The sequence below is a fragment of the Mycobacterium sp. SMC-2 genome, assembly GCF_025263485.1.
GTDB lineage: Bacteria > Actinomycetota > Actinomycetes > Mycobacteriales > Mycobacteriaceae > Mycobacterium.
Map to the genome: position 1 here is coordinate 4,639,352 of NZ_CP079863.1, position 20,880 is coordinate 4,660,231.

Sequence of the window (20,880 nt, forward strand, 5' to 3'; positions counted from 1 at the left end):
ACTACGGTAAGAGATACCGGAGTCCCGTCGATAGTGCTGCGCGCGCCTACATGGCGAATACGCGGCGCAGCGAACGCGCGTGCAGGGCCCGGTTCTCCCGGGAAACGACCCAATCGGGAACCACCGAGTCGAACCCGTTGAATGCCGCTGCGATGACGTGCAATTCGGTGTGCACGTAGGCGTGCAACAGCCGGTTCGCGTAGCCGATGGCTTCATCGCGGCAGGGATCGATCTCCGCGCAGCTGATGAACGTGGGCGGCAGGCCCTCGAGGTTCGCCCGGTGCGCGGGCACGTGTTGACCGCTGGCGCTCGCGTGCCCGAGGTAATGACCCCACGCCCGGCTCACCGCCGGCCCATTGAGACCCGGCGTGCGCTGGAACTCCCGCCGCGACTGGGTGGCGTCGGAGTCCAGCATCGGCTGGTGCAGGATCTGCACCAGGATCTGCGGGCCCTCGTCATCGAACATGCGCTGACTCAGGCCGGCGACCAGCGCCGCACCCGCGTCGCGGCCCATCACCGCGATGCGTTTGACGTCGACGTTCAGCTCGGCGCAATTGCGGATCGCGTAGTAAAAGCCGGCCTCGACGTCGTCCAACGCCGCGGGGCACGGATGCTCGGGCGCGAGCCGGTAGTCGACCGATATCAGCAGGCAGCCGCCCTCTCTGGCCAGCTCCACGCATTGGGCGTGATCGGTGTCGAGGTTCCCGGTCACGAAGCCGCCGCCGTGTGCATACAGGACAAGGGGCAAGCCCGACTCGGCTCGCTCCAGGTTGGGACCCCGGTAGAGGCGAAGATTCAGCTGGTGGCCACCCGGACCGGCGATGGTGCGGGTTTCGATGGCGACATCGGCGGTGTCGGCCGCCGCGGCGCGCTCGGCGGCGAGCCGGTTGGCGTGTTCGCGTTCGGCGGGCAGCGTCTCGGCGCGGAATTCGGCGACGCCCAGCGCGGTGGCGGCCTCCCGGAGCACCGGGTCGATCCGGGTAAGGCCCTGCGGCCGTGTCAGATTCGTTTGTGTCATACCCTCTCATCTTCCGGGCTCGTCGTGGGGGCTCGTCCGGTCCCGGCGCGCGAAGTGCCGGAAGCCCCCTTCAAGGTAGACCTGCGATTCCGGGTGGTGAAAGATGAGGTGCTTGCCGCCCGCGCTCGGGTCAGATTTGGCGTTCTCCGGGGAGCGCCTTGACCGTCGCCGGTAGCCCGTACAGAGCGGTCGCGTTGCCGCGCATGATCCGCTCCCGCTGGTCGGCCGGGAATCGGTTGATCGCATAGGCCGGCGAGTCGTAGCTCCAGTGCGGGTAGTCCGTGGAGAACATCAGGTTGTCACCCAGGTCCATCATCTCCAGGTACTCCCGGAACTGCACGGTGTCGGCGTCTTCCAGCGGCTGGGTGGTGAACCGAACATGTTCGCGCACATACTCCGACGGGCGGCGCCGCACGTGGGGCAGGTCGCCGCGGCGCGCCTCCCAGATGCGGTCCATCCGCGACATCACCGGCATCGCCCACGTGAAGCCGCCTTCGACGAATACCACCCGCAGGTCGGGGTGGCGGTCGAACGCGCCGTCGAACACCAGGCTCATCAGGTGCGAGACGTACAGCAGTGGCCAGGAGGCGAAGAAGTCGTGCCAATGCGCCGGATTGCCAACCGGATACAGAGGGATCAGCTCGAACGGCGTCTGCCCCATCAGGTGCGTGGCCACCGGAAAACCGTGGCGCGACGCGGCTTCATAAAGCGGGTCGAAATGCGGGTTCCCAAAAGGGATTCCGCGGGTCTGGGGTGTCATCAGCACCTGGGCCATGTACGGGTGCCCCGCCCACCGTTCGACTTCCCGCGCCGCCTGCTCGGGCGTCTGCGCGCTGACGCTGATCGATCCGCGCCAGCGGCCGTGCTGGTTGTTGGTGTCAAGCCAGACGTCGGCAAGCCAGTCGTTGTAGGCGGACTTGAGAACATGTTCGGCCTGCGGCAGCTGGGCGTCACACATGGGCTCCAGCGTCGCGATGCTGACGCCGGCATCGAGCAGCAGTTGCTTGGCGGCGAACTCGGGGTCGCTGCCCGCGACTCCCCCATTGGGCGGCCACGCGTCCATACGCAGCGACGATGTCTTGTACGAGTCCGGGGTGTCGTAGAAATGCGGCACCGGGGCGACGGCGTTGCCGGTCGGCCAGATCTTGTCCACCCATTCGGGCGCCGCGTACGACTTGAGCACGTCGGTCGAGACGGGCAACGGGTGCACGTCTGTGTCGACGATGGTGACAGCTATTTCGTCGTCGTGGTCGGTCGGCGACTCGACCCGTTCGATCGTGGTCATCGGACACGCTCCTTCAGCCCGTACAACTCGCTTGCGTTTCGCCACAGCACCTTGTCGCGTTGCGCGGCGTCGAGACCCTCCGCCACGGCCTCCGGCGGCGACGTGGACCAATGCGGATACGCCGATCCGTACATCAGCAGGTCGGACTTGCCGCTGAACTCCATCCAGCGGCGCATCTCGCCGGCGTCGGTCGGGCCGTCGAACGCCGACGAGCAGAACCTGACATGGCCGGGCAGGTACTCGCTCGGATAGCGGTCCACCCACGGCGTCTGATCGCGCATCGACACCCAGAAGGTGTCCAGCCGCCAGATCAACGGGGTGAGGATGTCGTAGCCCCCGTCGGCGAAGACGAACTTGAGGCCGGGGTGCCTGCCGAACACGCCCTCGACGATGAGGGTGGCCAGGTGCACGAAGTAGTTCAGCGGCATGAACGCCGCGTATCCCGGATAGGTGTGGGCGTGCCCGGCGAAGGTGGGCGGATAGTCGACGCCATTGCCGCCATTGATGTGCACCGCCACCGGCAGCCCGTGGGCGGCCGCGGCCTCCCAGATCGGCTCGAACATCGGCTTGCCATAGGGTTCGCGGGACTGCAGCGGGACGCCGACCTGCACCAGCTTCGGGTGATCGGCCAGGCGCTCGATCTCCGCCACGGCCCCCTTGGGGTCTTCCGGATTGACGCGGATGGTGCCCCGGAATCGATCGGCGTTGTCGGGCTCGAGCCAGCGGTCGAGCAGCCAGTCGTTGACCGCCGCGCAGATCCTGCTGTTGAGCAGGTAGTCGGCGATGTTGCCGCGGGTCAGCGGATTGAGGATGGCGTACTCGACACCCTGCGCGAACAGGTCGCGGCCGACCGTCTCCGGGTCCGACCCGGGGTAGTGCTCCCCGTAGAGGTCTTGGCGGTAGTCGCCGCCGGGCGCCTGATACCACTGCTGCTCGACGTCGGGGATCGACCTCAACCTATGCGCCGCGGGCAGATAGCGCCGTATCTCCGCGTTGGAGCGAAAATGTGGCTGCACGTTGGCATCGATGATCCGGCTCATGCGGTCAGGTACACCTCCCCGTCGGTGACGTCGACCGGGTAGGTGCGGACACGGCGCGTCGGATCGGCGAGATTTTGTCCGGTGGTGATATCGAATTCCCAGTTGTGCCAAGGGCATCGGACGATCTGACCGTCGCGGACACGCCGCACCCCGCCGGGTTCGCCGGGGTCGAACTCGTTGGTCCCACCGATCAAACCGAGGCACAGCGGGGCGCCCTCATGCGAGCAATAGTTGACGATCGCGTAGAGCTCGCCGCGCACGTTGTACACCCCGACACCGAACTTTCCGACGTCGACCAGCTTCATCGCGCCGGGCGGCAGATCGTCCAGAGCACATACGAATCGCCGCTGGGCCACCTGCATCACCACCTCTGACCAACGCAAGCTCAATACTGTGCCCGTTACGGTAACCACGACAAGCCCGTTGGGCTTAGTTGCTATTTATACTATGATAGCAATATTCCGCGTACCAATCCGCTTACGGCCGCTCAGGAGCAGCGCTGATGTCGCTCAGTACCGACCCCGCGAACCCGCCCGTCGCACTCGACCTCACCGGCGAAACCAGCCCCTACCCGTTCTTCGAGTACATGAGGCGCACGGAACCGGTTTGGCACGGCGCACTGGCCGACCACTCCCAGATGCCGGAAGAGCTGCGCCCGAACGACGAGTGGGTGCTGTTCGGTTACGACGCGGTGTTCCAGGCGTTCCGCGACGACCGCATCTTCAGCTCGCACAAGTACGACGAGACCATCGGTTTGGTGATGGGCCACACCATCCTGGCGATGGGCGGCAAGGAGCACCACGATCACCGCAACCTGGTGGCCAAGGCCTTCCGCTCCACCGCGCTGGAACGCTGGGAGCCGTCGGTCATCGGGCCGGTGTGCGATCAACTCGTCGACGAAATCAAGAACGACGGCCAGGCGGACCTGGTCAAGGCGGTGACGTTCGAGTTCCCGACCCGGATCATCTCCACGCTGCTCGGTCTGCCTCCCGAGGATCTCGACCTCTTCCGGCGCCTGTCCCTCGACCTCATCTCCATCCCGACCGACATCGTCGCCGGGCTCAACGCGGCGGCGGAGTTGCACGATTACTTCCTCGAACAGGTCGAGCAGCGGCGGCGCAAACACACCGACGACATCATCGGCGACCTGGTCGCCGCCGAGATCGAGGGCGAGAAGCTCTCCGACGAGGCCATCATCGCGTTCCTGCGCCTGCTGCTGCCCGCCGGGCTGGAGACCACCTATCGGTCGTCGGGCAACCTGCTGTACCTGCTGCTGACCCACCCCGAGCAGCTGGCGCTCGTCTACCAGGATCGGTCGCTGATACCGATGGCGATCGAAGAGGGCCTGCGCTTCGAAACCCCACTGACGATGGTCATGCGGACCACCACCGAAGAGGTCGAAATCGGCGGCAAGACAATCCCATCCGACGCGCAGATCGACATGTGCATGGGCTCGGCCAACCGTGACGAGAGCCGCTGGACCGACCCCAACACCTTCGACATCCGCCGGCCCCGCCAGGCGCACATCGCGTTCGCCGGCGGTATCCACATGTGTCTCGGCATGCATCTGGCCCGGCTCGAGACGCGGGTCATGCTGAACAGCCTGTTCGACCGCGTCAAGGATCTGGCCTTCGTGGCCGACGATGGAACCGGCCAGGAATCCAAGATCGTCGGGCTTACGTTCCGCTCCCCCAACAAGCTTCCGGTCACCTTCGCCCCGGTCAAATGAGAAGCCGCGCGGCGATCCTGCACGATGTCGGCGGACCCTGGTCGGTCGAGGAATTCGAGCTCGACCCGCCCCGCGCGGGGGAAGTCCTGGTCGAGCTGGCGGCGGCCGGGCTGTGTCACTCCGACGACCACATCCTCAAGGGCGACATGTCGGCACCCAACGAGGTGATGCGGTCCCTCGGCCTGCCGACCATGTTCCCGACGATCGGCGGCCACGAGGGCTCGGGCATCGTGCGCGAAGTCGGCGAGGGGGTAACGGATTTCGCCCCCGGTGATCACGTGGTGATGTCGTTCGTCGCGGTCTGCGGGCAGTGCCGCTGGTGCGCGACCGGCATGGAATACATCTGCGACGTCGGTGCTTTCACCCTCACCCCCGGCATGCCCACCGACGGTACCTTTCGTCATCACACCGCCGACGGCCGGCCGTTGGGACATCTGGCCAAGGTCGGGGCGTTCGCCGAACACACTGTGGTGTCTACGAATTCACTGGTGAAAGTCGAGCCGGATCTCCCGCTGGCGCCGGTCGCGTTGCTGTCGTGCGCCATCCCAACCGGCTACGGTTCGGCCGCCAATCGCGCCGGCGTGCGCGGCGGTGACACCGTCGTGATCGTCGGCGCCGGCGGAATCGGCACGGGTGCGATCCAGGGCGCACGGATCAACGGCGCCGCACAAATCGTCGCCGTGGACCCGGTGGACTTCAAGCAGAAATCGGCGTTGCAGTTCGGCGCGACCCACAGTGTGGCGACGGTCGCCGAGGCGCTGGACCTCGTGCGGGGCTTGACGTACGGCGTCATGGCCGACGCGGTGGTGGTCTCGCCTTCGTTGATCACCGCCGCCGACGTCCGCGACGCGCTGCAGCTCACGCGCAAGGGCGGCACCTGTGTGCTCACCGGCATGACCTCGCAGCTGACCCGGTCGGTGAAGATCGACCTGCAAGACTTCATCCTGATGAACAAGACGCTGGCGGGAACGATATTCGGCTCGTGCAACCCGAGGGCGGACATCTCCCGGCTGGCCGGGCTTTATCAAACCGGGCAACTTCAGCTCGACGAGATGATCACGCGCCGCTACCGCCTCGACGAGATCAACGATGCCTACGATGACCTCCGCAACGGCAGAATCATCAGGGGCATCATCGATTTCGGAATCAGCTGAGGCCTTTCCGGCGCATCACCCGCTGCAGTTGGCCATACGCGTCGATGGGACTGTGCAGCGCCAGGCCGCCGTCTGCGTGCACGACTTGCCCCGTCACCCAAGGCAACTCGAGGACGCCGACGATCGCTGCGGCCACGTCGGCGGGGTCCCCCAGGCCGCCCAGCGCCGTCCGTTCGGACAGGGCTTCGACCCAGCCCGGCAGCTGTTCGGGTTTCGCCAGCATGGGGGTGCGCGTAACGCCCGGCCCGACGGCGTTCACCCGAATGCCGTGCACGCCCCACTCCGCGGCGGCGACCTTCACCAGCATGTCCACCCCGGCCTTCGACACGCAGTAGGCGCCCATGTCCCGGTCGGCGAGAGTGCCGCTGATGCTGGAGACGGCAACGATCGAGCCGCCCACGCCTGCGTCGGCCATGGCCCTGGCGGCCGCGCGAATGGTCAGCCAGGTGCCCGTGAGGTTGACGCCCAACACGCGGTTCCATTCCGCGGGCGCCTGCTCGAGCAGCAGGCCCGACGCACCGACTCCGGCGCAGGTGACGATCCGGGTCGGCGTGCCGTGGTCGCGCACGGTTTGCTCCATAGCGGCAGACACCGCGTCGGGATCGCTGACGTCGCAGGCGATGTCGGCGTTCGAGAGGTCCCACACCACGACGTGGTGGCCCGCTTCGCGCAGCCGTGCGGCGACCTCACGCCCGATGCCGGACGCGCCACCGGTCACCAGGGCCGGGTGGTGAGCAGTTTCCACGGGATGCGAGTCTAGCCCGGCTCCACGGCGCCGCCGGGAGGCTCGGGCTGCTATGTAACCTTGGCCAGGGTGCGATCCCACAGTTCGCGCGCGAGCACCGGATCGTCGGCCGCGCGGTTGGCCCTCGCGACTTTGCCCCCGGAGTAGTACTCGCCGGAAGACCAGTCCACGCCGGGCGTGCTGGTGGCCAACCAGACCAGCTGGTCGGCACCCCGATCCGCGGTTTTGATGAGGCGGCTCACCGGGGTGCGTTGCATGGTCGTCAGGAATCGCGATCCCGACGAGTGGCCGATGTTGGTGTTGACGAAGCCCGGATGCACGACGGCGGCCGAAAGCCCGTCGGCGTTGTAGCGCCGATGTAATTCCCTGGTGAACAAGATGTTTGCCAGTTTCGCCAGGGCGTAGGCGGTGCTCGGCCGGCGCCGGCCGGTCGTCTCGAAATCGGTGAGGGTGACCTGGCGGAGCAGCCGCTGCGACGAGCTCGATGTGTTGACGATCGTGGCGCGCGAAGCGACGAGCACGTCGAGCAGCAGCGTGGTGAGCAGAAACGGCGCCAGGTAGTTGACCTGAAGGGTGATCTCATGGCCGTCGGCCGTGGTGCGCAACTTGCTGAAGACGCCGCCGGCGTTGTTGCCCAAGACGTCGATACGCGGGCACTCCGAGCGGATCTTGTCCGCCAGTGCCCGCACTTGGCACAGGTCGGCGAAGTCGGCCACGAAATAGCCGGCGTCCAGCTCCGCGGCCATGGCCGCGGTCTTGCCTTCCGTCCGGCCGACCAGTACGACGTTCGCGCCGCCACGGCGCATCCGGCGGGCCGCCGCGGCGCCGATGCCGTCGCTGGCACCGGTGATCACAATCGTCCTACGCGTCATTGCCCAGTCCTCCACGTGGAGTGTAACGAGGACGGTAGGGCCTTGCGTTCAGGTCAGCGCGTAGCGAACCGGCAGGTGTTTGAGGCCGCCGACGAAGGTGGTGGCCATCAGTTTCGGCTCACCGGTCAGTTCAATGGATTTGAGCCTGGGCAGTAGTTCGGTGAAGAAGCTGTTGACCTCCATGCGGGCCAACGCCGCGCCCATGCAGAAGTGCACCCCGTAGCCGAAGGCGAGGTGTTTGTTGGGGTCGCGCCCGACGTCGAAGCGGAACGGGTCGACGAAGACATCCTCGTCACGGTTGGCCGACACATAGGACAGCAGCACCGAATCCCCCGCCGCGATGGGCACCCCGCGCACGGTGGTGTCCTCGGTGGCGGTGCGCATGAATTCCTTGACGGGGGTGACCCAGCGGATCATTTCCTCGGTGGCCAGCGGCATCAAATCGAGGTTGTCGCGCAGGCGCTCGAGCTGGTCCGGGTTTTCGATGAGCGCTTGCAGGCCACCGGAGATGGTTGCACTGGTGGTGTCGTGGCCGGCGGTGGCGACGATGAGGTAGTACGACACGGTGTCGATGTCCGACAGCGGCTCGCCGTCGACGCGGGCGTTGGCGATCGCGGACGCCAGGTCCTCGGTCGGGTGCTCGCGGCGCGACTCGGTTACCCCGTTGAAGTACTGGAACATGTCGAACAACGCCGGCAGTTGATCCTCGCTGCTGGCGCCCCGCTTGAATTCGGAGTCGTCGCTGCCGAATAATTCCTGGGTCAACTTGAGCATCCTCGGAAAGTCGACCTCCGGCAGCCCCAGCAGCGACATGATCACGTAGAGCGGGTAGTTGACCGCCACCTCCTGTACGAAGTCGCACTCCGGGCCTGCGGCCATCATCTTGTCGACATAGATCTTGGCGAGCTCGTCGACCCGAACCTTGAGTGCTCGCATCGCCTTCGGGCGGAACCAGTCGGAGCCGATCGCGCGCACCACCCGATGCTGCGGATCGTCGAGGTGGATCAGCGTGCGGACGCCCGCCGCGAGCGCCTGCTCGTCTCCCTCCACGGTGGTCAGGACGGGCCGGGGCCAGTTGGTGAACAGCATGTTTTCGCGTTCGATATCCATGATGTCGGCGTGCTTGGTGATCGCCCAGAACGGCCGGTAGTTCGGCACCTCGACCCGGGACACCGGTGCGCTGGCCCGCAGGTGGGTAAGCGCCGCATGCAAGCGTTGTTCGTCGGTGTAGGCCAAGGGATCTGCCAACAGCTTGGCGGACTCGTCTACCGCGGTTGTGCTCACTCGCGAAACTCCTTCAGTGCGGCCGAAATACAGTGCTGAGAAGCATTCGGAAAGATCGGCAGGACCCGGTCGACCGCGCCTTGGCAGCGCTTTTTGAGCGCGGCGGCGACGGCGTCCACCGGTCCGACGACCGCGAAGGCGGCGAGCACCTCGTCGTCGATGAGCGCACCCATGGCGTCCCACTCACCCGCAAGGGACAGGCGATGCAGTTCGGGTTGCAGGTCTCCCCAACCGTGTAGCTCCAAGACCGTGCGGTAAGCGGGCGTTGACCCATAGAAGCCGATCTGCTTGCGCACGGCGGCGGTGGCCGACGTCAGCTCTTCCTCGTTCTCGCCGGTCGCGATGAGCACCTCGCTCGACACTTCAAAGTCTCTGCGGCGCCGGCCCGATCGCTGCATGCCGCGCAGCAGTGCCGGCATCGTGACCTCGTCGAGGTAGCGCTTGGAAACCATCGGATGTCCGAGGTGACCATCGGCGACCTCGCCGCACATCTCGGTCATCGCTTCGCCCACCGCCGCGAGGAAGACCTTCGGCACCGGATAGGGTTGCGGCTCCGGCGTGAACATCGGGGTCATGATCTTGTGCGTGTAGAAGTCGCCCTCGAAACGCAGTTTGCCGCCGTCTTTCCACGCGGACCAGATCGCGTGCAGGGCGGAGACGAACTCGCGCATCCGGCGCGCGGGATGGCTCCACGGCATGCTGAACCGCTTTTCGATATGCGGTTGGATCTGGGTGCCCAGGCCGAGGATGAACCGGCCCTTCGAGTAAGCCTGTAGGTCCCAACCGATGTTGGCGACGATCATCGGATTGCGGGCGAACGCCACCGCGATGTTGGTGCCGAGTTGCAGCCGCGACGTGTGCTCGGCGGCCAGCAGCAGCGGCAGAAACGGGTCGTGACTGGTCTCCGCCGTCCAGCCGCCGTCATACCCGTCGCGTTCCAGGGCGACCGCCGCCTCGGTCGCCTCGGCCAGTCGATTGGGGATGCCCCCGTCGATCTTGAGGCGGGCGGCGTCGGCCATGCGGGTAACTTTACAGTAAGCAATCCAGTATGTGACCCTGCGGATCTGATCGCGCGACGAAACTCCATGAGGTAGGACATAGGCATGGCGAAAACCCAGGACTGGGGAGAAACGCTCGACGACCTCGAGCGGCGTCGTCAGCACGCGCTGGAAATGGGCGGGCCGGAGCGGCTCGACAAGCACCGCGGCAAGGGCAAGCTCGACGCCCGCGCGCGCATCGACCGGCTGCTGGACCCGGGGTCATTCCGTGAAATCGGCACCCTCGTCGGGGGCCAGGTCGCCGCCGACGGGATCGTCGTCGGCTCCGGTTTGATCAACGGCTCACCGGTGATGCTCGGCGCCGAGGATTTCACCACAATGGCCGGCACCATCGGGCCCGGCGGCAACTCGAAGCGCTACCGCATCGCAGAACTCGCGCTGCGGGACAAGGTTCCGCTGGTGATGCTGCTCGAGGGCGCCGGGTTTCGTCCGACCGGCGGTCACTACGGGCGCACCCCCACCGACCTGCTCGCCCAGGCGCAGTGCTCGGGCCGGGTGCCGACCATCGCCGCCGTGCTCGGCCCCTCGGCGGGACACGGCGCGCTCGTCGCGCCGGTGTGTGACTTCCGCATCATGAGCAGACAGGGCGCCATCTTCACCGCCGGCCCGCCCGTGGTCAAAGAGTCTACGGGCGAAGACATTTCGAAGGAGGATCTCGGCGGGCCGGATGTCGCGCTGCCCAGCGGGGTGATTCACAACGTCGCCGAGAGCGACGAAGATGTGCTCGACGACATCCGGCGCTACCTGTCCTACTTCCCGCCCAGCGCCTGGTCCTACCCGTCGCCGCTACCCGCCGACCAGACCGGCGAGCCGCGGCAGACACCGGAACTGCTCGACATCATCTCCCGCGACAACCGCCGCGTGTATGACATGCGCGCCGTCCTGGACGTGATCTTCGACCGGCCGGACTGGTTCGAGGTGCAGCCGCAGTACGGCAGGGCGATCATCTGCGCGCTGGCACATCTCGGGGGGCATCCGGTCGCGGTGGTGGCCAACCAGCCCCAGGTGATCGCCGGCTCGATCGACGCGGACGCCGCGGACAAGGCAGCGCACTTCATCCTGGTGGCCGACTCGTTCCACTTGCCGATCGTCTTCCTCGCCGACAACCCCGGCATGCTGCCCGGAAGCCGCTCCGAGCGCAGCGGTGTGCTGCGCGCCGGTGGGCGGATGTTCGCCGCCCAGACCGCGGCCACCACGTTGAAACTGCACGTCACGCTCCGCAAGGCGTACGGATTCGGCTCGATGGTCATGTCGCTGCTGGGTTTCGACCACCAGGTCGCGACCTTCGCCTATCCCGGGGCGACGATGGGCGCGATGAGCGCCGCGGCGCTCAGCCGGGCTTCGCACGCCGGCGAGGACCTCACCGCCCGGCTGCGCGACGCGGAACTGCAAGCGTCCTACCGCTCGGCGGAACACATGGGTTTCGACGAACTCATCGACCCCGGTGAGACCCGGGACGCCCTGCTCGCCGCCTTGCGGCGCGGCCTGTCCAGCCGGCAGGCTGCCGCGGAGCCGGTCAGCCGGACCGTCATCTTGCCGTAGCGCTCTTCATCCGCGCGATGCCACGCACCCGGCCTTCGCGAAAGTGCAACCACCGACGGCGCCTCTCGGGGAATGCGCCGCTAGTTGCACTCTCGCGGTCAGCCGGCCCGATACGCCGCGACCACAGGCTCGAGTTCGTCCGGCGTCGCGCCGTGCATGATCACCGCGTCGGCCCCGTAGTCGAATTCCTTGCGGACCCGATCCGCGCACTGCCGGGCCGACCCGGTGGCCGACGGCTCGAGCCACTCACCGGGAATCAACGTCGCGATGTGCTCGATCTGCTCGGCCGTGGCCTTGTGGTCGATCCCGCCTGCGATGGAAGTCACCACCGGGTCTTCCCGGAAGCGTTGCAGCACAGCAGGATCCCAGTTGTTCGTCCGCACCATCAGGTCGCCGTAGCCCTGCAGATAGGTGGCCAGGCGGGCGACCGTCTTCTTCAGCCGCAGCTCTTCGGGCAGGTGGTCACCGACCGTCGCGAAGCACGACCATACCCGAACGCTGTCCGGGTCGCGGCCGGCCTTCTCGGCCGCGGACTTGACGGTCGCCACGCAGCGCTGCAGCGTCTCGGGGGTGAAGTAGGTGTGCAGGATGACGTCGTCGAACACGCGGCCGCCGAGGTCGAGGGTCTTGGGCCCGAAAGCCACCAGCGCCAGCCGGATGTCCTCGTTGAAGTCCGGGTCGAGGAACAGGATCGGGTATTTGCCCATGGGTCCGTCGTGGTTGAAGATCAGTTCGCCGTGCCACAGGCGGCGCATGACCCGGGCCCAGTCCTCCATCTGCGCGGTCGTGACCGCCGGTATGCCGAACGCCCCGTAGATCGCCGCGATGCCGCGCCCGATGCCCAGGGTGAAGCGCCCGCTGGAGAGCCGGTGCATGGTGGTGGCCCACGATCCGGTGATCAGCGGGTGGCGGGTGTTGTGATTGGTTGCGGCGGTGGCGATCTGCATGCGGGTGGTCACCGCACACGCGGCGCCGGTCAGCGACGACGCCTCTTTGACGTTCCAGCGCTCGGAGATGAACGCGGTGCCGAAGCCCAGCTCCTCACCGCGGCGGGCCTCGTCGACCAGCGTGGCCGGCCCCTCCCCACCGGCACCGGCCAGCAGGTAATAGCCCAATTCATCAAGCATGCGATCGGTCAACTCCAAACTCCTTGCTGGTAGCCGCAATTCCAGACTTCGGTGATCTTCCCGTCGACGACGCGGAACATCTCGATGCTGGCGACGTTGGTTTCGGTGCCGTCCTTGGCCGTCATCGACGAGTCGTAGACGATCGCGACGTGCTCGCCGTCGTCGCCGGCGGCGACGACGTTCAGGTCGAAGCGCAACTTGTCGAACATCCCCCAGACGTCCTTGACCCGGCTGACCGCCTGTTCACGGGTGAGGGTGTGTGCCTCCCCCACCCCGTGCCGAATCACAGTGTCGGCGAACAGCTCCTCGGCCAGGCTCAGGTCGCACTCGTTCCACACGACCAGGTTGTAGAGCTCGACCACTTCACGGGCCGTGCGCGGGGCCGCCATCAGCCGGCCACCTCGCGCAGGAATCGATCGGTCACCCGCTGCACCCGCCGGGAGAAGATGTGTCCCACGTGGCTGCCGTCATACCAGTACAGCCGCCCACCCCAGCGCTTTTGCAATTCGACCGTGGGGTCGCGCATGGCCATCCGGTCGTGCCAGGCGCCGACGATGAGCCGGCGATCCGGCGGCGGTGCCGGATCCGCCCGCAGCGGATCGATCACCGACGTCAGCTTCGCGACCTCCGGGGACGCCAGCAGCTCACGGTATCCGTCCCGCGAGGATCCCCAGCGCCCCAGGTGCCGCGCGATCATCGCGTTCAGCCCCAGGATCGGCGTGTACAGCGCCACCGCATCGATCTGTCTCTCCAGGTGCGAAACCAGCGCCGCGACCGGAGTACCCATCGAAATCCCCGCCACCACAACCGCACTCGCCCGCGGTTGGACCCAGCGCACCACCGCGCGGATCTCCGACACCGAGCGCATCATGCCGGCGACGTTGCCCACGGGGTCCATGTCGGGGTAGGCCGGCCAGTCCCGACGCCGGCAGCCGTGGCCCGGCTGCACCGGCAGCGCGACGTTGAATCCCAGCTGGTGGTGTATTCGGCCGATGCGACTCAGCAACAGGTCTTCGGTGCCGCCCTGACCGGCGCCGTGCACCCAGACGAGCCACGGCCTCGGGCCGTCGGTGTGCCGGCACAGGTGCACCACCGCCCTCGCCGGTCCGCCCAGACCCTCGGCTTCCAGCGTTTGCGGCAACGCCGGATCGTGCTCGAAGGCCATCCGCTCGTACGCGAGATTGCCGATGCGCCGCCGCCGCACCGAGATCGCGCGCAGCGGCGCAGGGTCGGCGTGCGCACGGTCGATGCCCAGGGCGGACAGTTCTTCGGCCGCCGCCGTGCAGCCGGCCAGCGGCCGGATCGCCGCGGGGGACCCGCCGAGCAGCGAAAAGCTGCTCAGCACAAGCTCATCCAGCATGACCTCGCCGAACTGCCGCACGCCACGCGGCGACACCGGCGCCCAGCCGGTCGATTCGTTCAGCCCGGCCAGCGTGCGGGGCAATAACATGCCGAGCTCGCGGGTCGCCTCCCTGGCGAGCCCCAGCCCGCGCGTCACCTTCGACATGCCATTCACCTAAGCCAGCTTGAATCCGGCGTATCCGCCTGCCGCAATCTGGTCACAGCGGCGCCGGTATTCGGGAATTCCGCCGGTGTAGCCCATGTACATCCGCTTCTTCTCGGGCACGTTGCCGCCGTTGTACCACGAGTTGCACGACGGGTGGACCAGCACGGTCGGCGCGACGAGCGCGGTGGCGTGGTCGACCCACTCCTGCTGCGCGGTGGCCAGCGCCTCGATCGTGCGGATCCCGCGGTCCCGCAGGTGTGCGATGCAATCACCGATCCACTCCACATGCTGTTCCAGCGCGGCGACGAAATTGGTGGCGGCGCTGGGACTGCCCGGACCCTGGATGGTGAAGAGGTTCGGGAAGCCGGCGACCGCCAAACCAAGATAGGACAGCGGGCCCTTGCCCGCCCAGAACTCGGCCAGCGACATTCCGCCACGGCCGCGAATGTCGATGCGGGACAGCGCCCCGGTCATCGCGTCGAATCCCGTGGCGTAGACGATGACGTCCAATTCGTAGCAATGCTCCTCGGTGCGGATGCCACCGGGCGTCACCTCGCGGATCGGTGACTTGCGCAGGTCGACGAGGGTGACGTTGTCCCGGTTGAACGTCTCGTAGTAACCCTGATCGATGATCGGTCGCTTGCATGCGAACGGATGGACGGGCACCAACGAGGCCGCCGTTTCCGGATCCTTGACGATGCGGGCCACCGCCTCGCCGTAGAGTTTGGCGGCCATTCGATTGGCCTCGATGTCGAAGAAGATGTCGCCCCAGTTGAGCGCGCCCATGACGCCGTGTTCCTCGATGGCGCGCAATTGCTCTTCGCGGGTGGCCGACTTCAGCGGAGGCCTGCCCAGCATCTCCAGCAGCACCGAGAAGGCGCTCAGCCGCGCCGCCCCGATGGGGTGGGCCCGTTGGGCGGCGCGGATTTCGTCGTAGCGGGCCTTCATCTCGTCCAGCTCGCCGGCCTCGAACCGGTGCACGCGCCACGGCAGGGTGTACGCGGGCGAGCGCTGAAACACGCAGAGCCGCCGCGCCTCGGCGGCGACGACGGGAATGAGCTGAACGCCCGTGGAACCGGTCCCGATGACGCCCACCCGCTTCCCGGTCAGGTCGAAGCCCTCCTTGGGCCAATTGCTGGTGTACAGCGACGTCCCGGCGAAGCTGTCCATCCCGGGGATGTCGGGTTTCAGCGGAACGGACAGGATGCCGGAGGCGGCGACGACGAACGGGGCCCGCAAGGTTTCGCCGCCCTGCGTACGCACCAGCCACGCGGCGGCGCCCTCGTCGAAGGTCATCGCGACGACCTTGGTGCCGAATTGGATGTCGCGGCGAAGATCGAGCCGGTCGGCGACGAAGTTCAGGTAGGCCTCGATCTCAGGCTGGGCAGGCATCGATTCGGTCCAAACCCATTCCTGCTGAATCTCTTCGGAGAAGCTGTACGAGTATTCGATGCTTTCTATGTCGCAGCGAGCGCCGGGGTAACGGTTGTACAACCAGGTGCCGCCGACGTTTTCGGCCATCTCCAGCACGCGGGTCCGCATGCCCAACTGACGCAGCCGATGCAGCATGTACAGGCCGGAGAAGCCGGCGCCGATGACGATGACGTCGAGGCCTGGGTCAGCGTCCACCGTCACCACCGCTCTTGCAGCTCGTCAGCCGCCTGTGTCATTTCGCTCCTGCCGTGCACGGGCCGGACTGCTGAAATCTATACTGTAACGGGCTTAGTATCAGGCAATCGGAGGCGTCGACGTGAAAGTGCCATTCACCTGGAAGGTCACCGGGTGGTTCATGGTCGGGTGGTCGCCCGAGTTTCCGGTCGGCGAAGTGCGGCCGCTGCGCTACTTCGGCGAGGACCTGGTCGCCTACCGCGACGAGTCCGGCGAGCTGCACGTTCTCGAAGCGCACTGCAGACACCTCGGCGCGCATATCGGCCACGGCGGCAAGGTGCTGGGCGATTGCGTCGAGTGCCCGTTCCACGGCTGGCGCTGGGGCCCGGACGGCACCAACCGGTACATCCCCTACCAACCGGACCGGCCCAACCGCGCGCTGCGGCTGCGGGTGTACCCGGTACGTGAGCAGTACGACTGCGTGTTCATCTGGCACCAGCCGGACGGCAAGGAGCCGCAGTGGGAGATGCCGGACATCTTCAAGAAGTTTCCGCAATTCGAAACCGATCCGGCGGCCTATTACCGCGCGTACCCGGAGTTCTCCCGGCGCGCCGAACGCGAGCCGGTGCATCCGCAGATCGTCGCGGAGAACGCTCCCGACAGCGCACATTTCGAATACGTGCACCACGCCACGGTGACGCCGCGAGTGCTGGACTGGAAGATCGTCGACCACGAGTGGCAGTTCGTCGCGGGCTGGCCGGACGCGCGCAGCGACAACCCCGAGGACCTCGCGTTGCGGTTCCACAGCCACCTGTTCGGCCTGGGCGGGGCGATCAGCGTCTTCGAGGGCGCGCAGAACCATCGGCTGATCTTCACCTGCACGCCGGTCGATGACGAGTGCTCGGACCTGTTCTACTCGATCTGGTGGCCGCGGGTCCCGGGCGATGACTCCGCCGTGCCGGAAGGCAAGCTACGCGACGTGATCGAAACGCAGTTCCTGTCCACCGTCTTCGACGATCTGCAGATCTGGCGCTACCAGAAGTACGTCGAGCATCCGGCGCTGTCCAAGGTGGACGCGAAAGGGTACATGGCACTGCGCAAGTGGGCGACGCAGTTCTACGAAGTGCCGGCATGACACCGGACCTCACCGAAATCGCGGCGCCCGAGCACACCGCGATCGTCACACAGGAATGCCAGGGAGCGGTCATCGGCCCCAACGCCGGGCTGGCGATGCTGGCCGAGGAGGCCCGCCGGGTCGCGCTGCCCAATATCGTGCGGCTGCTGCCCGTGGCCCGTGCGGCCGGCGTACGCGTCGTGCACTGCTTGGTGCAGCGGCGGCCCGACGGGCTCGGGTCCAACCACAACGCCAAGATCTTCGCCATGGGAGATGGTCATGTCGACATCACCCCGGGCACTCCGGGTGCGGCGGTGCTACCCGAATTAGGTCCCGAGCCAAGCGATCTGGTGCTGAGCCGGTGGCACGGCGTTGGGCCGATGGGCGGCACCGACCTGGACGCGGTACTGCGCAACCTCGGGGTGTCCACCATCGTGGTCGTCGGGGTGTCGTTGAACATCGCCATCCCCAATGTCGTCATGGATGCGGTCAATGCCGCCTACCGCGTGATCGTTCCCCGGGATGCCGTTGCCGGCATCCCCACCGAGTACGGAGAGGCCATCATCGCCAACACCCTGTCGCTGCTCGCGACCATCACCACCACCGACGAGCTGCTCCAGACATGGACGCGGCGATGACCGAGACCGCACCCGGCGTGCGCGGCGGATTTCCCGAGATCAAGCCGGCCGAGCACGCGCCGCCCGGACTGGGCAGGTTCGTCGACGCGATGCGCCGCCTGCAGGATCTGACCCTCGCCAGCAATCCGGACAGCTCGGCATGGACGACCGCGGCCCGGCACGTCGAAGAAGCCTGCGCCCTACTGGACGGCCATCAGGTGCCCGAAGGCATGGCGCCGGCCGGCCGGGTCATCGAACTGCCGGGCCTGGGTCATCCCCTGCTGCCGCCCTGGACCATCACCGAATCCGGGCCGAACGGCGTCACGATGGCCGGACACTTCACCCGATCGCACGTCGGCGGAAACAACGCCGTGCACGGCGGCATGATCCCCCTGCTCTACGACTGGCTGTTCGGAATGGTGGTCTCCACAGCCGGCACTCCACCCACCCGTACGGCATACCTGCACGTCGACTACCGAAACATCACCCCGATCGACGAGCCGCTGGCCGCCCGCGGCCGCATCACCGATATCGACGGCAGGAAGATCTTCATCTCGGCTACCATGACCGCCGCCGACGGTACGCTGCTCACCGAAGCCAACGGCCTGATGGTCCGACTGCTCCCCCACCAGCCGTGAAAGCGCGAGCGTGACTACATGAGAGGCCTGATGTCCGACACGGCAACACAATTCACGGTCCCGGCCGTCGCGGCAGCCGTTGCGGCCACAATCCCCGATCGGGAGCTGCTGATCCAGGGCGAACGGCGGTACAGCTACGAGCAGGTGGTCGAGCGGTCGCACCGCCTCGCCGCGTACCTGCATTCCCGTGGGCTGGGGTGCCACACCGAACGCTCCGCACTGCCCGGCCATGAGGCCGGCCAGGACCTGCTCGGTGTCTACGCCTACAACGGAAACGAATTCGTCGAGGCGTTGCTCGGCGCGTTCGGGGCCCGGGTCGCCCCGTTCAACGTCAACTTCCGCTACGTCAAGAGCGAGTTGCAGTATCTGCTGGCGGACTCGGGGGCAACCGGGCTGATCTACCACGCCGCGTTCGCGCCGCGGGTGGCCGAAATCCTGCCGGATCTTCCCCAGCTGCGGGTGCTGATTCAGATCGCCGATGACTCGGGCAACGAATTGATCTACGGCGCGGTGGATTACGAGGCCGCCCTCGCGTCCTGCGCGCCGGGGCCACTGCCGGTGCAGCATTCGCCCGACGACCTGTACGTCCTGTACACCGGCGGCACGACGGGAATGCCGAAAGGCGTGCTGTGGCGCCAGCACGACATCTTCATGACGTCCTTCGGTGGCCGCAACCTGATGACGGGCGAGCCGTTCGGGTCCGTCGAGGAGATCGCGGCGGGCGCGGCCGCCGGCCCCGGCACCAAGCTGATGATCCTGCCGCCGCTGATGCACGGCGCGGCCCAGTGGAGTGTGATGACGGCGATCACGACCGGGCAATCGGTCGTCTTCCCCTCGGTGGTCGATCGTTTGGACGCCGACGATGTCGTCCGCACCATCGAACGCGAACGGGTGACGGTGGTGACGGTGGTCGGCGATGCCATGGCCCGCCCGCTGGTGACCGCCATCGAGAAAGGGATCGCCGACGTGTCGTCGCTGGCCGTGGTCGCCAACGGGGGCGCGTTGCTCACCCCATACGTCAAGCAGCGCTTGATCGAGGTCCTGCCGAATGCCGTCGTCGTCGACGGCGTCGGATCCTCGGAGACCGGCGCGCAGATGCACCACATGTCGACGTCGGGCGCGGTCTCGACCGGTACCTTCAACGCCGGACCAGACACGTTCGTGGCGGCCGAGGATCTGGCCAGCATCCTGGAACCGGGCCACGACGGAATGGGCTGGCTGGCGCAGCGCGGTTACGTTCCGCTGGGCTACAAGGGGGATGCGGCCAAGACCGCCAAGACATTTCCCGTCATCGACGGGGTGCGGTACGCGATTCCCGGCGACCGGGCCCGCCAGCACGCCGATGGCAGCGTCGAATTGCTGGGCCGCGATTCGGTGACGATCAACTCCGGTGGCGAGAAGATCTTCGCCGAGGAGGTCGAGACCGCGATCGCGTCGCATCCCGCTGTGGCCGACGTGCTGGTGGCCGGGCGCCCCAGCGAGCGGTGGGGCCAAGAGGTTGTTGCCGTCGTCGCGCTTGCCCAGGGCGCCCGCGCCGACGCCGAAGAGTTGGTCGCACACGCCGCGCAATCGTTGGCTCGATACAAGCTTCCCAAGGCGATCGTGTTCCGCGCGGCCATCGAGCGCAGCCCCTCGGGCAAGGCCGACTACCGGTGGGCGCGCGAGCAGGCGGTGAACGGGTGAGCGGCGACGAGGCCATGAGGTACCGGGACCGCGTTGCCGTGGTCACCGGCGCCGGCTCGGGCATCGGTCGCGCACTGACCAGCGCGCTCACCGGCGGCGGTGCGCACGTGGCGGCCTCCGACATCGACCCCCATGGCCTGGCGGAAACCCAGGCGGCTTGCCCGCCCGGCCATGTCACGACGTACCAGGTCGACGTGGCGGACCGCGAGGCGGTGTCGGCCTTCGCCGAAGACGTGCGCCGCGAATACGGGCCCGCTTCAATGCTGTTCAACAATGCAGGCGTCGACCTGTTCGCCGGTGTGGCGGACATGTCCTGGGAGGACTACGACTGGCTCATCGGCATCAACGTCGGCGGGGTGGTCAATGGCACCAAAGCCTTTCTGCCGCAACTCATCCAGTCCGGTTCCGCCCGACGGCCCGCGCGGTTGGTCAACCTGTCCAGCGCCTTCGGCCTCATCGCGATTCCCTATCAAGGCGCCTACAGCACTTCGAAGTTCGCGGTGCGCGGCTTCACCGAGGCGCTGCGCCAGGAGATGATCATCGAACGCCGCCCGGTGACGGTGCACTGCGTGCATCCGGGTGTCGTGCGCACCAACTTCGGTGCCAATATGCGCACCGCGGGCGCCGAGGACCCCGACCTCGCCGCCAAGCTGTTCGACCGTGCGGCGCTCACCTCGGCAGCGAAGGCGGCCCGCCTGATTCTTCGCGGCGCCGAGCGCAACCACGCCAGAATCCTGATCGGCCCCGATGGACGAGCGATGGCGGCCCTGCCCCGCCTGTTCGGTGCAGGCTACACGGGCCTGTTGGCCCGCGCCGCCAGGTTGACCAACTCCGGCTCGGCCCACTCCGCTCGCTGAGG

General features: G+C 67.1%; 20 protein-coding genes. 8 read left to right on the forward strand and 12 right to left on the reverse strand.

Features of this window, described 5'->3' with window-relative positions; genetic code table 11:
• Window positions 1-46 precede the first annotated feature (46 nt).
• From KXD96_RS21710 to KXD96_RS21725, 4 genes are all read right to left on the reverse strand, one after another.
• Window positions 47-1,018 carry an alpha/beta hydrolase gene (locus KXD96_RS21710; protein ID WP_260739709.1) on the reverse strand — a complete coding sequence of 324 codons (972 nt, stop codon included), beginning with the start codon at window positions 1,016-1,018 and terminating at the stop codon, window positions 47-49.
• Between the two features lie 130 nt (window positions 1,019-1,148).
• On the reverse strand, window positions 1,149-2,303 hold the full coding sequence (locus KXD96_RS21715; RefSeq protein WP_260739710.1) for an amidohydrolase family protein: 1,155 nt from the start codon (window positions 2,301-2,303) through the stop codon (window positions 1,149-1,151).
• Window positions 2,300-3,343 carry an amidohydrolase family protein gene (locus KXD96_RS21720; RefSeq protein WP_260739713.1) on the reverse strand — a complete coding sequence of 348 codons (1,044 nt, stop codon included), beginning with the start codon at window positions 3,341-3,343 and terminating at the stop codon, window positions 2,300-2,302. The genes KXD96_RS21715 and KXD96_RS21720 overlap by 4 nt, the downstream gene beginning before the upstream one ends.
• Entirely contained in the window at window positions 3,340-3,726 is a 387-nt protein-coding gene (locus KXD96_RS21725) for a Rieske (2Fe-2S) protein (RefSeq protein WP_260739714.1), read from the reverse strand. Before KXD96_RS21725 ends, KXD96_RS21720 begins: the two co-directional genes overlap by 4 nt.
• Window positions 3,727-3,845: 119 nt before the next feature.
• Here KXD96_RS21725 and KXD96_RS21730 point away from each other — a divergent pair, with 119 nt between their 5' ends.
• Entirely contained in the window at window positions 3,846-5,072 is a 1,227-nt protein-coding gene (locus KXD96_RS21730; RefSeq protein ID WP_260739716.1) for a cytochrome P450, read from the forward strand.
• A complete protein-coding gene (locus KXD96_RS21735; protein ID WP_260739717.1) occupies window positions 5,069-6,226 on the forward strand; it encodes a Zn-dependent alcohol dehydrogenase in 1,158 nt (385 codons plus the stop codon). The genes KXD96_RS21730 and KXD96_RS21735 overlap by 4 nt, the downstream gene beginning before the upstream one ends.
• On the opposite strand, the gene KXD96_RS21740 is transcribed toward KXD96_RS21735, so the two are convergent.
• Genes KXD96_RS21740 through KXD96_RS21755 form a run of 4 tightly spaced genes read right to left on the reverse strand, consistent with a single transcriptional unit; the run spans window position 6,219 to window position 10,146 of the window.
• Window positions 6,219-6,971 carry an SDR family NAD(P)-dependent oxidoreductase gene (locus tag KXD96_RS21740; protein WP_260739718.1) on the reverse strand — a complete coding sequence of 251 codons (753 nt, stop codon included), beginning with the start codon at window positions 6,969-6,971 and terminating at the stop codon, window positions 6,219-6,221. The genes KXD96_RS21735 and KXD96_RS21740 overlap by 8 nt on opposite strands.
• 50 nt (window positions 6,972-7,021) lie before the next feature.
• Complete coding sequence (locus KXD96_RS21745; protein WP_260739719.1) at window positions 7,022-7,843, reverse strand: SDR family NAD(P)-dependent oxidoreductase; 822 nt, start codon at window positions 7,841-7,843, stop codon at window positions 7,022-7,024.
• Between the two features lie 48 nt (window positions 7,844-7,891).
• A complete protein-coding gene (locus KXD96_RS21750) occupies window positions 7,892-9,127 on the reverse strand; it encodes a cytochrome P450 (RefSeq protein ID WP_260739720.1) in 1,236 nt (411 codons plus the stop codon).
• A complete protein-coding gene (locus KXD96_RS21755) occupies window positions 9,124-10,146 on the reverse strand; it encodes an LLM class F420-dependent oxidoreductase (RefSeq protein ID WP_260739721.1) in 1,023 nt (340 codons plus the stop codon). The genes KXD96_RS21750 and KXD96_RS21755 overlap by 4 nt, the downstream gene beginning before the upstream one ends.
• Window positions 10,147-10,230: 84 nt before the next feature.
• On the opposite strand from KXD96_RS21755, the gene KXD96_RS21760 reads away from it, so the two are divergent.
• Window positions 10,231-11,727, forward strand: coding sequence for an acyl-CoA carboxylase subunit beta (locus KXD96_RS21760; RefSeq protein ID WP_260739723.1), 1,497 nt, complete (start codon window positions 10,231-10,233; stop codon window positions 11,725-11,727).
• A 98-nt stretch (window positions 11,728-11,825) separates the two neighbouring features.
• Here KXD96_RS21760 and KXD96_RS21765 read toward each other — a convergent pair whose 3' ends face one another.
• The 4 genes from KXD96_RS21765 to KXD96_RS21780 are packed head-to-tail and all read right to left on the reverse strand — an operon-like array spanning window position 11,826 to window position 15,930.
• Window positions 11,826-12,866, reverse strand: a complete 1,041-nt coding sequence (locus KXD96_RS21765; protein WP_260739725.1) for a TIGR03857 family LLM class F420-dependent oxidoreductase — start codon at window positions 12,864-12,866, stop codon at window positions 11,826-11,828.
• Window positions 12,863-13,243, reverse strand: a complete 381-nt coding sequence (locus tag KXD96_RS21770; protein ID WP_260739727.1) for an ester cyclase — start codon at window positions 13,241-13,243, stop codon at window positions 12,863-12,865. Before KXD96_RS21770 ends, KXD96_RS21765 begins: the two co-directional genes overlap by 4 nt.
• A complete protein-coding gene (locus KXD96_RS21775) occupies window positions 13,243-14,361 on the reverse strand; it encodes a PHB depolymerase family esterase (RefSeq protein WP_260739729.1) in 1,119 nt (372 codons plus the stop codon). Before KXD96_RS21775 ends, KXD96_RS21770 begins: the two co-directional genes overlap by 1 nt.
• 9 nt (window positions 14,362-14,370) lie before the next feature.
• Window positions 14,371-15,930, reverse strand: a complete 1,560-nt coding sequence (locus KXD96_RS21780) for an NAD(P)/FAD-dependent oxidoreductase (RefSeq protein ID WP_260745487.1) — start codon at window positions 15,928-15,930, stop codon at window positions 14,371-14,373.
• 181 nt (window positions 15,931-16,111) lie between these two features.
• Here KXD96_RS21780 and KXD96_RS21785 point away from each other — a divergent pair, with 181 nt between their 5' ends.
• Genes KXD96_RS21785 through KXD96_RS21805 form a run of 5 tightly spaced genes read left to right on the forward strand, consistent with a single transcriptional unit; the run spans window position 16,112 to window position 20,878 of the window.
• Window positions 16,112-17,104, forward strand: a complete 993-nt coding sequence (locus KXD96_RS21785) for a Rieske (2Fe-2S) protein (RefSeq protein WP_260739731.1) — start codon at window positions 16,112-16,114, stop codon at window positions 17,102-17,104.
• Complete coding sequence (locus KXD96_RS21790; RefSeq protein ID WP_260739732.1) at window positions 17,101-17,721, forward strand: cysteine hydrolase; 621 nt, start codon at window positions 17,101-17,103, stop codon at window positions 17,719-17,721. The genes KXD96_RS21785 and KXD96_RS21790 overlap by 4 nt, the downstream gene beginning before the upstream one ends.
• Complete coding sequence (locus KXD96_RS21795) at window positions 17,718-18,338, forward strand: PaaI family thioesterase (protein ID WP_260739734.1); 621 nt, start codon at window positions 17,718-17,720, stop codon at window positions 18,336-18,338. Before KXD96_RS21790 ends, KXD96_RS21795 begins: the two co-directional genes overlap by 4 nt.
• A gap of 30 nt (window positions 18,339-18,368) precedes the next feature.
• Window positions 18,369-20,021, forward strand: coding sequence for an acyl-CoA synthetase (locus tag KXD96_RS21800; RefSeq protein ID WP_260739736.1), 1,653 nt, complete (start codon window positions 18,369-18,371; stop codon window positions 20,019-20,021).
• 14 nt (window positions 20,022-20,035) lie between these two features.
• Window positions 20,036-20,878 carry an SDR family oxidoreductase gene (locus KXD96_RS21805; RefSeq protein ID WP_260745488.1) on the forward strand — a complete coding sequence of 281 codons (843 nt, stop codon included), beginning with the start codon at window positions 20,036-20,038 and terminating at the stop codon, window positions 20,876-20,878.
• Window positions 20,879-20,880: the final 2 nt, after the last annotated feature.

Excerpts from the sequence above, each read along its gene's own strand:
- KXD96_RS21710 (WP_260739709.1), bottom strand. The coding sequence starts at position 1,018 with ATGACACAAACGAATCTGACACGGCCGCAGGGCCTTACCCGGATCGAC.
- KXD96_RS21730 (WP_260739716.1), top strand. The coding sequence starts at position 3,846 with ATGTCGCTCAGTACCGACCCCGCGAACCCGCCCGTCGCACTCGACCTC.
- KXD96_RS21770 (WP_260739727.1), bottom strand. The coding sequence starts at position 13,243 with ATGGCGGCCCCGCGCACGGCCCGTGAAGTGGTCGAGCTCTACAACCTG.
- KXD96_RS21795 (WP_260739734.1), top strand. The coding sequence starts at position 17,718 with ATGACCGAGACCGCACCCGGCGTGCGCGGCGGATTTCCCGAGATCAAG.
- KXD96_RS21735 (WP_260739717.1), top strand. The coding sequence starts at position 5,069 with ATGAGAAGCCGCGCGGCGATCCTGCACGATGTCGGCGGACCCTGGTCG.
- KXD96_RS21745 (WP_260739719.1), bottom strand. The coding sequence starts at position 7,843 with ATGACGCGTAGGACGATTGTGATCACCGGTGCCAGCGACGGCATCGGC.
- KXD96_RS21805 (WP_260745488.1), top strand. The coding sequence starts at position 20,036 with ATGAGGTACCGGGACCGCGTTGCCGTGGTCACCGGCGCCGGCTCGGGC.
- KXD96_RS21755 (WP_260739721.1), bottom strand. The coding sequence starts at position 10,146 with ATGGCCGACGCCGCCCGCCTCAAGATCGACGGGGGCATCCCCAATCGA.
- KXD96_RS21780 (WP_260745487.1), bottom strand. The coding sequence starts at position 15,930 with ATGCTGCATCGGCTGCGTCAGTTGGGCATGCGGACCCGCGTGCTGGAG.
- KXD96_RS21760 (WP_260739723.1), top strand. The coding sequence starts at position 10,231 with ATGGCGAAAACCCAGGACTGGGGAGAAACGCTCGACGACCTCGAGCGG.
- KXD96_RS21715 (WP_260739710.1), bottom strand. The coding sequence starts at position 2,303 with ATGACCACGATCGAACGGGTCGAGTCGCCGACCGACCACGACGACGAA.
- KXD96_RS21800 (WP_260739736.1), top strand. The coding sequence starts at position 18,369 with ATGTCCGACACGGCAACACAATTCACGGTCCCGGCCGTCGCGGCAGCC.
- KXD96_RS21775 (WP_260739729.1), bottom strand. The coding sequence starts at position 14,361 with ATGTCGAAGGTGACGCGCGGGCTGGGGCTCGCCAGGGAGGCGACCCGC.
- KXD96_RS21790 (WP_260739732.1), top strand. The coding sequence starts at position 17,101 with ATGACACCGGACCTCACCGAAATCGCGGCGCCCGAGCACACCGCGATC.
- KXD96_RS21720 (WP_260739713.1), bottom strand. The coding sequence starts at position 3,343 with ATGAGCCGGATCATCGATGCCAACGTGCAGCCACATTTTCGCTCCAAC.